Raw genomic sequence first — 13,582 nt, 5'->3', positions numbered from 1 at the left:
ACTGGCCGCAGGCAGTTATTCGTGTTCAGTATACGGATATGCAGGTACAGGAGAGCGTGACAATAGAGGAAGCGAATGAAGGGGAAAAATAGATGTGATACCGGATGGCTCTCTGGTAATGGGCAGTCCGGCCAGAATCAAACGAAATCTCACCTGGGAAGAAAAGCTTGGTGTTATGGAGAACAGTAAGGAATATGTCACTGTATCTCTGGAAATGAAAGAACAGGGGGTGTTATAGAAAAATAATAATCTGTCAAAAAACAACACAAATACATAAAAGGTGCTATAATTTGGTAAGATATTACCTGGAAAAGGAGAGACAAAAATTATGAAGAAAAAGAGTATTAAAGTAATAACAGTTTTACTGGCAATGGTTATGCTGTTTGTATCATCGTCGTCTGTATCTGCGATGAGTTTACAGAATACGATAGCGCATCGTGCATTAAAACAGCAGATCATTGCAGATAAGAGACAGTACTGCAATTTTGGAATGACAACAATTAAATATGTATATGCTGATATTGATGGAGATCATGTTGCAGAGCTGATTACAGAACCGGGGTATGGTTATCTGACACAGGCTATCTATGATTATCAGAATGGAAATGTAAGAAGAGTAGCGACAGTTGGACAGGGGAATTTTACAAAGTATTATCCGAAACATAAAGTGATTTATATAAAGAACAGCGGTCATATGGGAGTATTGTGCGATTATTATTATAAGTATGTAAAGGGAACGTATAAAATGGCAGCACGTGCACAGAAGGATTATGGAAATCGTTCTTATGATGAAAAACCGGTGAAAATTACTTATACTGTAAATGATAAGAAAGTTACAAAAGCTGAATATTCAGCATACGTTAAGAAATTGATCAAAGGTGAAAAAGGTAAATCTTTTTCAAAACTTAAATGGAAAAGGTATTAATTGGATATAATTTTACTGAAGTTTTGGAAACAGCAGCTATATACAAGGCTGCTGTTTTTGATTATAATGATAAAAAAGGTAATACAATTGATGGAGAATAATTCAAATGATAGTTAACAAGTGTTCGGAAAATTTACTTACAAAATCAAAAAAATTATATGAGAATTACAGGGATAACTGTACAGTGGTCCAGAGAATGCTGGAGAAGTATAAAAAGATATATCCCAATATTTCTGATTATTCTATTATGCATTTTATAGATATTGCAGAATTTTGCGATTTAATAATGGACAGACAGAAGCTGGAAGATTTGAATGGAGATGAATGCTACTGCCTTTTGATGGCGGCTCTGTTTGCTCATACCGGATTTGGTTTAAATCAGGAAATTATGAATAAATATATAAACAAACTGGGAATCCAAAAGCAGACTCAATCGCTTACATTCCTGCAGATCATGAGCAAATATCATGTTTTGTTCAGTGCGTGTCTGATAGAAGAATATGGAGATATATTTGAATTTCCGTCAGAGAAACATAAACATGCCATAACCAGTATGCTGTATTTTATTGACGGAAACAGCGATGATATAAATCAGCTGGAAGAAATTTTGGTATTAGACAATAAAAATACTGTCAGATTGAAGAATCTGGCAGCAGTTCTTGCTGTTGGAAATCAGCTTGCAGAATTGAAGAACACAAATCTTGATCTGAATTATGAGGATTTTGATAAGTATAATTCTGAAGAGATTGTTGGCTTTGTTGAAAGAAACGTTGTAAGGAGTATTGCTGTTAAAGATGGTAAACTTGTGATAGAAGCAGGCGGATCGGATTCGGCATATGCACTGATTGAAAGAAAAGTAAATTTGATCATTAATAATTATGAGAAGATCTTCAGAAGTCTGACTCATGGATCAGGTGATAATACCGGCCTTTTTGGCATTGATTCGATAGAACTCAAATGTGTTCTGTCCGCTGAAAATTCAAAAAAGATCTACCTTAATAGGGAAATCGAAGAATCATGGACAGAAGAGGACATTGAACTTTTTAATAAACTTTCTTTTGAGGAAAGAGTATTTTATGCGGATTATCTGTCTACAGAGTTTGAAATAACCAAATTTCTTGTGGATTTTGCAAAAACAAATAAAGCAGTACTTGCGGGATTAGAGTATAGAGTAAAATCACCGAAGTCCTTATATAATAAGCTTTATCAGAGAGTAGAGAAGTCTTTTTTTGATTCAATAGCAGATGTTATTCGTTATACAGTGATATTGGAACCGAAAGAATATGTTGAACAAATACGATCTGTGACAGATGCCTTGTATGAGAAGAACTGGAAGATATATTCATTGAAAAATTACTGGGTCAATGACAGTTTTCCATATAATGGCGTAAATGCCAAGTTTAAAAACTCACGCAACTATCGTATTGAAATCCAATTCCATACTCAGGAAAGCTTTGATGTGAAAATGAGTGAGGAAGATCATAAACTCTATGAACAAAGAAGAGTGTTAGAACCCGGATGCGATGAGTATAACAGAATATTACAGTTACAGCTGAAATTATATTCTGATATGGAATATCCTGAAAATATTGCAAATTTAGAAAAAATCTGATGCACATCAAGGATATCTGACGCAGGATTTCACGCTCTGATGAGCAGTAACCTGACCGAATTAATAGTTATTGTTCACACACCACTATCCCGCGAGGTGTTTTGGCATGAATATGCCAAAATCCCGAGACATACAAGCCAAAATTCCATTGCCGCAGGCAATCTGGAATGAATTTTGGCTACGTTACTGTGAACGGAGTGAACAGTAACGATTAATATGCATTATTTATATCATACACCTGCTTTACGATAAACAGATTTCATGTTATGATTATTTCAGCTGAATTTGAGATATTCTATTAATGAAAAGGGCAACTATTCAACAGCTTCTGACTGTGAAAGTATTGAACAGTTACGAAGAAAAATAAAAGGAGGATCAATGTTATGCTTACAACATGGACTCCGGCACATATGCCGGAAAAAGAGGAAATCAAAATCCGTCTGCAGACAGCAAGAAGTCAGCTCTATGATTTTCAGATGAAAATCAAGGAACATAAGATCCCGGTAATCGTACTCTTTGAAGGCTGGGGATCTTCCGGCAAGGGAAGTACGATCGGAAAAGTCATTAAGAATATTGATCCGCGTTTCTTTAAGGTTGCCACTATGTCAGCTCCCACAGCAGAAGAACTGAGATATCCATTTCTGTATCGCTATTTTAAACAGATTCCGGAAGCCGGAAAATTTACATTTCTGGATTCCGGCTGGATGGAGCAGACTTGTAAAGACTGTCTGTCGGGCGAGATTGAAGGCGAAAGTTATACACAGCGGATTGACAGCATCCGCCGTTTTGAGCGGCAGCTTACAGATAATGGTTATCTGGTGCTGAAATTCTTTATGCAAATTGACAGGGATGAACAGAAGCGGCGTGAAAAATTACTTCTGGATCATAAAGACACCAGATGGCGTGTGTCAGACTTTGATAAATGGCAGAATGAACATTACAAAAAATGTGCAAAAATATTTTCTCAGTATCTGTCTGACACGAATGTTTCCTCTGCACCATGGTACATCATAGATGCCAGTGACAGAAAATGGGCGGAACTTCAGGTGCTGGAGACTATGGTAAGCAATATTGAAGTTGCCATGCAGAATCAGGCACATTCCGTTCCGATTTTGCAGAATGTATTTCCTCTGGAGCAGATTCCCCGTCTGTCGGATATTGATCTGAGAGATAAAACAATGGATGACGAGGAATACAGGGGAGAACTGAAACAGCTCCAGAGTAAACTGGGGGAACTCCATAATAAACTGTACAGGAGACGTATTCCTGTGATCATCACGTATGAAGGCTGGGATGCGGCAGGCAAAGGAGGTAATATCAAACGTATTACAGAAGCTCTGGATCCCCGGGGCTATGAAGTACATCCAATCGCAAGTCCGGAACCGCATGAGAAGGCCAGACATTATTTATGGCGTTTCTGGACAAGACTTCCGAAAAATGGGCATATCGCTATTTTTGACAGAACCTGGTATGGCAGAGTTATGGTAGAACGTCTGGAGGGATTTTGCAGTGAAAATGACTGGAAACGTGCCTACAACGAAATGAATGAGTTTGAGAAAGAACTTAAAGACTGGGGTGCAGTCATTATTAAATTCTGGGTACAGATCGATAAGGATACACAGCTGGAGCGTTTTCAGGAGAGACAGAATAATCCGGAGAAACAATGGAAGATCACAGATGAGGACTGGAGAAACAGAGAGAAATGGGATGCCTATGAAGTGGCTGTCAATGAGATGCTTCAGAAGACAAATACTTCCTTTGCGCCATGGCATGTACTGGAATCTGTTGACAAGAAATATGCCCGTATCAAAGCACTCAGAATTGTGATCTCTGAAATAGAAAAAGCATTAAAAGAAAATTAAATTTTGCGGGAAATGTGTAAATGAATGATAAGATAACAGTCTGCCTGGGTAAGGGCGGGCAAAGAGAAATGGCAGAATCTTTTGCCAGAAAGAACAATGTTCCGATTATGGACAAACCGGGAGAACATCTGACAGTAATGTTTGACTCCCGGGGCGTATCACTTACCGGTTATGGCCTGACATATCAGGGAGATTTTGAAGGAATGCTGCACAGAGTCACAAACGGAAGACTTTCCCATGAAATGTTGGTACGTGCGGTCAAAACAGAGGGAGAACATCTGAAAGCAATTGATGCCACTGCAGGTATGGGGGAGGATGGTTTCCTTCTTGCAGCATATGGCTATGAGGTGACATTATATGAACAGAATCCGGTGATCGCCGCACTTTTGAAGGATGCGCTCCGGCGTGCCAGAAAGCATCCCGTATTAAAAGACATTGCTTCCAGAATGAAACTGGTGGAGGGTGACAGTGTGTCATGTATGGAGAAACTTATGGATCCAGTAGATGTGATCTATCTTGATCCCATGTTCCCGAAGAGACAGAAATCCGGTCTGATAAATAAAAAACTTCAGCTGATCCAGAAACTTGAACCTCCATGTTCTGAGGAAAAAGATCTTTTTGATGCAGCTATCAAAGCCGGACCTTCCAGAATTATCGTAAAACGTCCTCTTAAGAGCGTCTGTCTTGATGGAAGAGAGCCTTCTTATATATTAAAAGGAAAAGCAATACGATATGACTGTTATGTGATGTAGAAGGTTTATCAGCACATTGTAGCAGCCCTTTATTTTTGAGGGCTGCTGCAATGTATTTTTTTCCATTCCCGGATAAATTCCATTTGTTCCTGATCGGAGATTTCCTGGGAGGCAGCGTCATTTCCGGCAGCTACACAGCAGAGCAGGACGAAGGTCTGAAAGAGTAAAAATACCAGTATCAATAATAATGCAGTCATAATTTGTCTCCTTAATATTATGCAGATGGTTACAGTTATTTTATGAAATTGCTATAAGGATATTTTTCGGGATTTCTGTAACAGATTCTGTATATGCCTGTTGTTTTGCATATCAGAAGTATCTGCATATCATGGAAGCTTTATACATTTTATTTACAGAAAAACGGAGATATGACAGGAGAAACTGTCGGACACAAAAATATAATCTTCCGAATAATTTAAAGTAAGACGCAAATGTTCATTGTCTTTGCAGCGACCTGATGAATAGTTGCGGTAAGATTTCATTATCCAGATGATTCGGAGGATTTTTTATGAAGAATTCAGATGATTCCGGATATACAGGAAAGCACGTGGGTGTGTGTGTTCTGGATACCGGGATTTTTCCTCATATAGATTTTACAGGGAGAATACTTGCGTTTCAAGATTTCATCGGACATCGTATCAGACCTTATGATGATAATTCTCATGGAACCCATGTATGTGGGATCATTGGCGGTGACGGAAGGGCTTCGGAAGGACGGATCAGAGGAATTGCCCCCGGGTGTAGCCTGATAGTTCTGAAGGTGCTCGACAGAACGGGAAATGGCAGGAAAGAAGATGTTTTACAGGCTTTTCGCTGGATCCTGGAGAATAAGAGATATTATGGGATACGTGTAGTGAATATCTCGGTGGGAACAACCTGCAGGAGAGCAGAAGATCACAGAGTTCTGATCGCGGGTGTGGAACAACTTTGGGATGCAGGTCTGGTGGTAGTGGCTGCGGCAGGAAATCAGGGACCGAAGGCAGGAAGTGTGACAGCACCGGGAAGCAGCCGGAAGATTATCACAGTAGGCTCCAGCGATCTGCTTACAGGACGGACTGCCATATCCGGCAGGGGACCTACATTTGAGTGTGTTTGTAAACCGGATCTGGTTGCACCCGGGAATCATGTTCTTGCCTGTGCACCGGGGGCAGATAACGGATATGGAGTGAAGAGTGGTACTTCTATGTCTACACCTCTGGTTGCAGGGGCAGCAGCATTGATGCTTGAGAAGAAACCGGAGCTGACTAATGTTCAGATCAAGATGAAATTGAAAGAAAGTGCCAGGGATATGGGATTGCCAAAGAATCAGCAGGGATGGGGAGAACTGGATCTGGAACGCTTTATGGAACTGTGATCAGTAATCTTTTATTTCACAAAATTATTGCTTTAGTGTATAAAAGCATTGACGAACGGTCTGTTTTCGGCTATCATGATAGTTAACTGGATGAGAGCCAAAGAGGAGGATTAATATGAAAAAAATTCAGATGCAGACACCACTTGTGGAGATGGATGGAGATGAGATGACCAGAATTCTCTGGAAAATAATCAAAGATGAACTTCTTCTTCCGTATATTGATTTGAACACTGAGTATTATGACCTTGGTCTGGAATACAGAAATGAAACGGATGATCAGGTAACTGTTGATGCAGCAGAGGCTACAAAGAAGTACGGCGTTGCAGTGAAATGTGCCACTATCACTCCTAATAAGGCAAGAATGGAAGAGTATACCTTAAAGAAAATGTACAAGAGTCCTAACGGAACGATTCGTGCAATTCTCGACGGAACTGTTTTTCGTGCCCCAATCGTAGTGAAGGGTATTGAACCATGTGTTAAGAACTGGAAGAAACCGATCACCATCGCACGTCATGCCTATGGTGATGTGTATAAGAACACAGAGATGTATATTGACGGCCCCGGAGATGCTTATCTGGTATTTGAAGGTGCAGACGGACAGCAGAGAAAAGAGCTGATCCATCATTATGAGGGACCGGGTGTGCTTCAGGGTATGCACAATCTGGATGATTCTATCACAAGTTTTGCAAGATGCTGTTTTAATTATGCACTGGATACAAAACAGAACCTGTGGCTTGGCGGCAAGGATACGATCTCCAAGATTTATGACGGACGTTTTAAGGAAATCTTTGCAACTATTTATGAAGATGAGTTTAAGGAGAAATTCGAGGCAGCAGGCATTGAATATTTCTACAGCCTGATCGATGATATCGTAGCTCGTGTCATGAAGGCTGAAGGCGGATTTATCTGGGCCTGCAAGAACTATGATGGAGATGTTATGAGCGATATGGTTTCTTCAGCATTTGGTTCTCTGGCTATGATGACATCTGTACTGGTATCTCCACAGGGATATTACGAATATGAAGCTGCTCATGGAACTGTACAGAGACATTATTATCGCTATCTGAAAGGTGAGGAGACATCTACTAACTCTGTAGCAACTATTTTTGCATGGACCGGAGCTCTGAGAAAAAGAGGTGAGCTGGACGGCAATAAAGAATTGATGGAATTTGCTGATAAACTGGAGAAGGCGACTCTGGAGACGATTGAAAGCGGTAAGATGACAAAAGACCTTGCGCTGATCACTTCTCTTGAGGATGTGACAGTACTGAACAGCAAAGATTTCATCCTTGCCATCAGAGAGAGACTGGATGAAATTTTATAATGTCAGAAATTATCCGGTAATGTTTCTATAACATTATAAAGTTCTCCGGGCAGGATCACACTGCAGCGGAGAAACCTGTAAAAAGTTATAAACTGCGAAAATGGGAAGAACCTGCATTATGCAAGTTCTTCCCATTTTTCATATAATCCTTCTAATTCTTCGGTAATGGCGGCTTTCTCTTTGCTGAGTTTCGCACATTCTGCCACATTTGTGCAGATATCCGGGAGAATCATGGTTTCGTCGATCTCTTTATCTCTGGTCTCAAGTTCTTCAATGCGGGCTTCTACTTTTTTTAGTTCATTCTCTCGTTTTCGCTGACGGGCCTGTTCTTCTTTATGCTGCTGCCAGGAAAGCTTGTTATCAGAAGCCTGCTTTGCTTCTGTCACAGCCTGAGCGGCAGCCGGAGCATATTTTTCCGTCAGCTCTTCTTTTTTCTCCAGATAATAGTCGTAATCTCCGATATAATTTACAATTGCCTGATTGGTCAGATCCAGGATCCGGGTAGCTGTCTGGTTGATGAAGTAACGGTCGTGGGAAACATAGAATACTGTTCCTGTGTAACTGTTCAATGCCTCTTCAAGAATCTCTTTTGAAGCGATATCCAGATGGTTGGTGGGCTCATCGAGGATCAGAAAGTTTGCTTCGGACAGCATCAGCTTGGCGAGGGAAACACGACCTCTTTCTCCGCCGGACAGAGCGGAGATCAGTTTGAATACATCATCCCCTGTGAAAAGGAATGCTGCCAGCATATTTCGAATTTCTGTTTCCGTAAGTGTGGGATAAGCATCTGAGATTTCCTCAAAAATAGTTTTCTCCATATGAAGAACATGGTGTTCCTGGTCATAGTAGCCAATCTGTACCTTGGAACCAAGAGTAAATCTGCCGCTGTCTGCATCGATCAGCCCATTGATGATCTTTAACATGGTGGTTTTGCCTGTGCCGTTATTGCCAATCAGGGCTACACGTTCTCCACGTTTGATCTCAAAGGAGATGTCACTGAAAAGTGTCTGTCCGGGAAAAGATTTGGAAAGACTTTCCACAGTAAGGACATCATTTCCGCTGACAAATCTTGGTTCCAGGGAAATGCGCATCTGATTCTGAATCTCCTGTGGTTTATCAATGCGCTGGACTTTATCCAGCATTTTTTCGCGGCTTTCCGCACGTTTGATAGATTTCTCGCGGTTAAAGGATTTCAGCTTGGCAATGACTGCTTCCTGATGTTTGATATCCCGCTGCTGGTTCAGGTAGGCTTTGTACTGGGCGTCACGCAGCTGGGCTTTTTTCAGGGCATAGGCAGAATAGTTGCCACTGTACATACGCATATTTCCTGCTTCGATTTCCACAACTTTTGTTACGACTTTGTCAAGAAAGTAACGGTCGTGGGATACGATAAATACAGCACCCGGGTAATTCAGAAGATAGGTTTCCAGCCAGGAAATACTCTCCATATCCAGATGGTTGGTAGGCTCATCCAGAAGAAGAATGTCAGGGCTGGCAAGAAGCAGTTTACCCAGAGCTACGCGGGTTTTCTGGCCGCCTGAAAGAGTTTCTATCTGGCGTTCGAAATCTTCTTCTGTGAAACCAAGACCTTTTAATACACCCATGATCTCACTTTTGTAAGCGTAACCATTTTCCAGTTCAAACTGGTGACTCAGTCTTGTGTAAGTATTCATCAGGCTGTCCAGAGCATCTCCGGTGGTGGTTTTCATTTCCTGTTCCAGAGAGCGCAGACGGTTCTCCATATCAATAATGTGCTGTTTGGTGGAAATCAGTTCTTCGTAAATGGTATGATGGCCATGAATGTCCTGATACTGGGCAAGGTAGCCGATATTTTTATCTTTGGCAAGTACCACGTTTCCTGAATCCGGGGAGAGCTCATGCATAATGATTCGCAGCAGAGTCGTCTTGCCTGCACCGTTATTGCCGATGAGAGCTGCCTTTTCGCGGTCTTCTATATGGAAACTGGCATCCTTGAGAATGATTTTTTCGCCAAAGGATTTACAGATATTCTGACATGATAAAATCATAGGAATTCCTCCGTTTGTAATTTGTCCGCGTACTATTATAATCGAAAATGCCTGTTTTTGAAAGCATTTTAAGAGATTTTGTCCAGGGAAAAGAAAGCATCGGATGGATGCATGGAAGAAAATATGATATTCCGGGGAATTTTTCAGAATGAAATTGATAAAAAAATACAGAAATATTTGGTCAAAAAGTACAAATTTAATTTGACAATAAAATAACATCTGGGTATAATTGACATAGATAAGCTAAGGAGGGAAAATTTGTGGAAGCTAAGGAAATTTCGAAAGCGGTAATCAAGCGTTTGCCGCGGTACTACCGCTACCTCGGTGAATTGATGGAGGAGAATGTAGAGCGTATATCTTCAAATGATCTTAGCAAGAAGATGCATGTGACGGCTTCCCAGATTCGTCAGGACTTAAATAATTTCGGTGGTTTTGGTCAGCAGGGTTACGGCTATAATGTACGCTATTTGTATACAGAAATCGGTAAGATCCTTGGGCTGGATACTGTACATCCGATGATTATTCTGGGTGCCGGTAATCTGGGACAGGCATTGGCCAATTATGTGGATTTTGAAAAGCGCGGATTTAAGCTGGTTGGTATTTTTGACGTCAATCCTGTACTTGAGGGGATTGCAGTTCGTGGAATTGAGATTCAGATGTTGAGCGATCTTCCTTTGTTTCTGAAGGAGAATGAGGTTGAGATTGCGATCCTGACTCTTCCTAAAAACAAAGCCAAAGAGATGGCAAAGATTTTAATTGATAATGGAATTAAGGCAATCTGGAATTTTGCACATATTGATCTGGATGCCCCGGAGGATGTAATGGTAGAGAACGTACATCTTTCAGAGAGTCTTATGACTTTGTCCTATAACCTGAGTGAGTACAGAAAGGAACATGAAGGTATGTAAGGGATAACTGTGAAACACAAGGCTGTGGTCATCTGATCACAGCTTTTCTCTTGTATGTAAATGTGTTATTGTAAACAGGAGGTGAACAGATGAGAGAGATTGTAACTGCTGTTGAGATGAAAGAACTGGATCATAATACGATTCAGAAAGCCGGGATATCGTCTCCGGTACTTATGGAGAGGGCGGCATTAAAGACGGTTGAGGAGATTGTACAGAGATTAAAGAATAAAGAAAAAGAGAAAATCCTTGTGGTCTGCGGAACCGGCAACAATGGCGGAGACGGATTGGCGATTGCCAGACTGCTTCAGTTGAGAGGAGTCAGAACCTGGTATTATATTGCGGGTAAGGAAGAGAAAATGACTGCTGAAACTGCCGGACAGCTTAAAACAGCAGAATATTATCAGGTGCCCCGGGTGCATAACCTGGATCTGGATGAATATACTACTATAGTAGATGCCATCTTTGGGGTTGGACTGAGCAGACCTGTAGAGGGAAAATATGCAGAGCTTATCAGTACAATGAACCGGGCATCTGCGTATAAAGTAGCTGTGGATATTCCATCCGGGATTGACTCAGATACCGGATTTGAGAAGGGGATTGCATTCCGGGCAGATCTTACGGTTACCTTTGCTTTTCGCAAAAGAGGGCTGTGTTTTTATCCCGGACGCATGTATGGCGGTGAGATCGTTGTTACGGATATCGGAATCTATTCCATACCCGGAAAGAAAATCTGTATGCATCATCTGGAACGTGAAGATTTGAAAATGCTTCCGGAGAGAGTTCCCTATGGAAATAAAGGAACCTTCGGTAAGGTTCTTCTTATAGCTGGCAGCGAAGGAATGTGCGGAGCTGCATATCTGAGTGCAGCAGCTGCTCTGAAAAGCTCTGCGGGAATGGTGAGAATTCAGACCGTGGAGGCCAACAGGATTCCGTTGCAGACACTGTTGCCGGAAGCCATGATCACCTGTGATTTTGATGAGAAAAAAAACCAGGCAATGCTTGACTGGTGTGATGTGCTTGTGATAGGACCGGGTCTTGGAACCGGAGCGCAGAGCAGGGAAAGAGCTCAGTGGTTCCTGGCGAAGGCAGCTGAGTGTAAAAAAACAGTAATTCTGGATGCAGATGGCCTGAATCTTCTGTCAGTCCATGACAACTGGAAGTGTTTTATCGGGGAACATGTGATCCTGACACCTCATATTGGTGAGATGAGTCGTCTGTGCGGAAAAGAAATCGGTAAGATCCAGGATTGTCTGGCACAGACCGCAGCTGATTATGCAAAGGAGTCTGGAGCGGTTTGCGTTCTGAAGGATGCCTGTACTGTGGTGGCAGATGCTTTTGGAGATATGTATTTGAACATTTCGGGTAATGCAGGAATGGCTACAGCGGGAAGTGGAGATGTGTTAAGCGGTGTGCTTGCCGGTATACAGTGTATGTATCTGGCAGCAGAAAAGAAATTTTCTCCTGTTATGCTGGCTGCACTTGGTGTATATGTGCATGGGCTGGCAGGTGATCTGGCTGCTGAAACAGTAGGGCAGCGAGGGATGACCGCAGGAGATATCATCTGTTTTCTGCCGGAAATACTAAGATAGAATATTCATTTTGAGGCAGTAAATCTGTGAAACAATTTGCAGATATTAACATGAAAAAATAACAGAGGAAAATTATTATGAAGAAAGATAGCAGAGTAAAAGCAGTCATTTCACTGGATGCAGTAGAACATAATTTCCGGGAAATGAGAAAAAATATTGCAGAAGAGACAAAGATGATCGCAGTCATAAAGGCTGACGCTTATGGACATGGCGCGGTGCCGGTTGCACATCTCATTGAGGATTATGATTATATCTGGGGATTTGCGGCTGCAACTGCGGAAGAAGCGATTCATCTGCGAGAAGCCGGGATTACAAAACCAATCCTGATCCTTGGAATTGTTTTTGATGAATATTTTCCGGAACTTGTCCGTTATGAGATCCGTCCTGCAGTGTGCGAATATGAGGAGGCAAGGAAACTTTCAGACGAAGCGGTTCTGCAGAAAAAAACTGTACATATTCATATTGCTCTGGACACAGGAATGACCAGGATCGGTTTTGCGGATACACAGGAAAATGTAGAGGAAATTAAAAAAATTTCAGAACTTCCAAATCTTGAGATTGAGGGTATGTTTACTCATTTTGCAAGAGCAGATGAGTATGACAGAAGTCCGGCTATGGTACAATTGGAGCGGTATCTGGATTTTTCAAGACGCGTAGAAGAGGCAGGAGTGGAAATTCCTCTGCATCACTGTTCTAACAGTGCGGGCATCATACGTATGCCGGAAGCAAATCTGAATATTGTCCGCGCCGGAATCACAATTTATGGAATTTATCCTTCTTCTGAGGTGGAGAGAGATATTGTAAAGCTTGAGCCGGTTATGGAACTTAAGAGTCATGTGACTTATGTGAAGGACGTTCCTGCCGGAGCAGCGATCAGTTACGGCGGTACTTATGTGGCTGACAGGAAGCTTCGTGTGGCAACTGTTCCGGTGGGCTATGCAGACGGCTATTCCAGGCAGCTTTCCAATAAAGGCTGGGTTCTGATACATGGACAAAAGGCTCCGATCCTTGGCAGAGTCTGTATGGACCAGTTTATGGTAGATGTGACTGAGATTGGTGATGTGAAGAAGGGCGATGAGGTAACACTGATCGGCAGAGACGGGGATGAGTTTATCGGTATTGAGGAGATTGGTGATCTCTGTGGCAGATTTTCCTATGAGTTTGCCTGTGATATCAGCCCGCGTGTGCCGAGAGTCTATATTAAAAACGGGAAAGAAATATAATGTTAC

At 41.7% G+C, this 13,582-nt stretch carries 11 protein-coding genes; 10 read left to right on the top strand and 1 reads right to left on the bottom strand.

The annotated features are described in order from the left end of the window. Positions 1 to 94 precede the first annotated feature (94 nt). The 7 genes from LI074_RS06180 (at position 95) to LI074_RS06150 (ending at position 7,829) form a co-directional block, all read left to right on the top strand. Positions 95 to 238 (top strand): hypothetical protein, encoded by a 144-nt coding sequence (locus tag LI074_RS06180; RefSeq protein ID WP_242857095.1) that lies wholly within the window; start codon positions 95 to 97, stop codon positions 236 to 238. Between the two features lie 90 nt (positions 239 to 328). Next, on the top strand, positions 329 to 925 hold the full coding sequence (locus LI074_RS06175) for a hypothetical protein (RefSeq protein ID WP_118331712.1): 597 nt from the start codon (positions 329 to 331) through the stop codon (positions 923 to 925). Positions 926 to 1,031: 106 nt separating this feature from the next. Continuing rightward, positions 1,032 to 2,537 carry a hypothetical protein gene (locus LI074_RS06170; RefSeq protein WP_173698011.1) on the top strand — a complete coding sequence of 502 codons (1,506 nt, stop codon included), beginning with the start codon at positions 1,032 to 1,034 and terminating at the stop codon, positions 2,535 to 2,537. A gap of 383 nt (positions 2,538 to 2,920) precedes the next feature. Continuing rightward, positions 2,921 to 4,399: a polyphosphate:AMP phosphotransferase gene (pap, locus tag LI074_RS06165; protein ID WP_161276121.1), complete on the top strand. Its 1,479-nt coding sequence runs from the start codon at positions 2,921 to 2,923 to the stop codon at positions 4,397 to 4,399. 20 nt (positions 4,400 to 4,419) lie between these two features. Further along, the gene (locus tag LI074_RS06160) at positions 4,420 to 5,151 is read left to right on the top strand and encodes a class I SAM-dependent methyltransferase (RefSeq protein WP_008703940.1); all 732 of its coding nucleotides are present in this window, start codon (positions 4,420 to 4,422) and stop codon (positions 5,149 to 5,151) included. A gap of 508 nt (positions 5,152 to 5,659) precedes the next feature. Next, positions 5,660 to 6,505 (top strand): S8 family peptidase, encoded by an 846-nt coding sequence (locus tag LI074_RS06155; protein ID WP_118408848.1) that lies wholly within the window; start codon positions 5,660 to 5,662, stop codon positions 6,503 to 6,505. 115 nt (positions 6,506 to 6,620) lie between these two features. Continuing rightward, positions 6,621 to 7,829 (top strand): NADP-dependent isocitrate dehydrogenase, encoded by a 1,209-nt coding sequence (locus LI074_RS06150; RefSeq protein WP_008703938.1) that lies wholly within the window; start codon positions 6,621 to 6,623, stop codon positions 7,827 to 7,829. Positions 7,830 to 7,945: 116 nt separating this feature from the next. Here LI074_RS06150 and LI074_RS06145 read toward each other — a convergent pair whose 3' ends face one another. Then, on the bottom strand, positions 7,946 to 9,856 hold the full coding sequence (locus LI074_RS06145; protein WP_161276120.1) for an ABC-F family ATP-binding cassette domain-containing protein: 1,911 nt from the start codon (positions 9,854 to 9,856) through the stop codon (positions 7,946 to 7,948). A 260-nt stretch (positions 9,857 to 10,116) separates the two neighbouring features. Between LI074_RS06145 and LI074_RS06140 the strand changes: the two genes are divergently transcribed. The 3 genes from LI074_RS06140 (at position 10,117) to alr (ending at position 13,576) form a co-directional block, all read left to right on the top strand. Continuing rightward, a complete protein-coding gene (locus tag LI074_RS06140) occupies positions 10,117 to 10,764 on the top strand; it encodes a redox-sensing transcriptional repressor Rex (RefSeq protein WP_022380002.1) in 648 nt (215 codons plus the stop codon). A gap of 89 nt (positions 10,765 to 10,853) precedes the next feature. Then, positions 10,854 to 12,353, top strand: coding sequence for a bifunctional ADP-dependent NAD(P)H-hydrate dehydratase/NAD(P)H-hydrate epimerase (locus LI074_RS06135; protein ID WP_022380001.1), 1,500 nt, complete (start codon positions 10,854 to 10,856; stop codon positions 12,351 to 12,353). Positions 12,354 to 12,430: 77 nt separating this feature from the next. Next, positions 12,431 to 13,576 (top strand): alanine racemase, encoded by a 1,146-nt coding sequence (gene alr, locus LI074_RS06130; RefSeq protein ID WP_118614384.1) that lies wholly within the window; start codon positions 12,431 to 12,433, stop codon positions 13,574 to 13,576. The last annotated feature ends 6 nt before the right edge of the window (positions 13,577 to 13,582 follow it).

The sequence above is a fragment of the Blautia sp. MSK18_10 genome (genome assembly GCF_020553185.1).
In the GTDB taxonomy this organism is placed as follows: Bacteria; Bacillota; Clostridia; order Lachnospirales; family Lachnospiraceae; genus Blautia_A; species Blautia_A wexlerae.
The sequence above is the reverse complement of the archived record's forward strand: the minus strand, read 5'-3'. Positions and strand labels throughout refer to the sequence as shown.

What these genes read in the sequence shown, in the direction of transcription:
- LI074_RS06175 (WP_118331712.1), top strand. Translation starts at nt 329, where the DNA reads ATGAAGAAAAAGAGTATTAAAGTAATAACAGTTTTACTGGCAATGGTT.
- LI074_RS06170 (WP_173698011.1), top strand. Translation starts at nt 1,032, where the DNA reads ATGATAGTTAACAAGTGTTCGGAAAATTTACTTACAAAATCAAAAAAA.
- pap (WP_161276121.1), top strand. Translation starts at nt 2,921, where the DNA reads ATGCTTACAACATGGACTCCGGCACATATGCCGGAAAAAGAGGAAATC.
- LI074_RS06160 (WP_008703940.1), top strand. Translation starts at nt 4,420, where the DNA reads ATGAATGATAAGATAACAGTCTGCCTGGGTAAGGGCGGGCAAAGAGAA.
- LI074_RS06155 (WP_118408848.1), top strand. Translation starts at nt 5,660, where the DNA reads ATGAAGAATTCAGATGATTCCGGATATACAGGAAAGCACGTGGGTGTG.
- LI074_RS06150 (WP_008703938.1), top strand. Translation starts at nt 6,621, where the DNA reads ATGAAAAAAATTCAGATGCAGACACCACTTGTGGAGATGGATGGAGAT.
- LI074_RS06145 (WP_161276120.1), bottom strand. Translation starts at nt 9,856, where the DNA reads ATGATTTTATCATGTCAGAATATCTGTAAATCCTTTGGCGAAAAAATC.
- LI074_RS06135 (WP_022380001.1), top strand. Translation starts at nt 10,854, where the DNA reads ATGAGAGAGATTGTAACTGCTGTTGAGATGAAAGAACTGGATCATAAT.
- alr (WP_118614384.1), top strand. Translation starts at nt 12,431, where the DNA reads ATGAAGAAAGATAGCAGAGTAAAAGCAGTCATTTCACTGGATGCAGTA.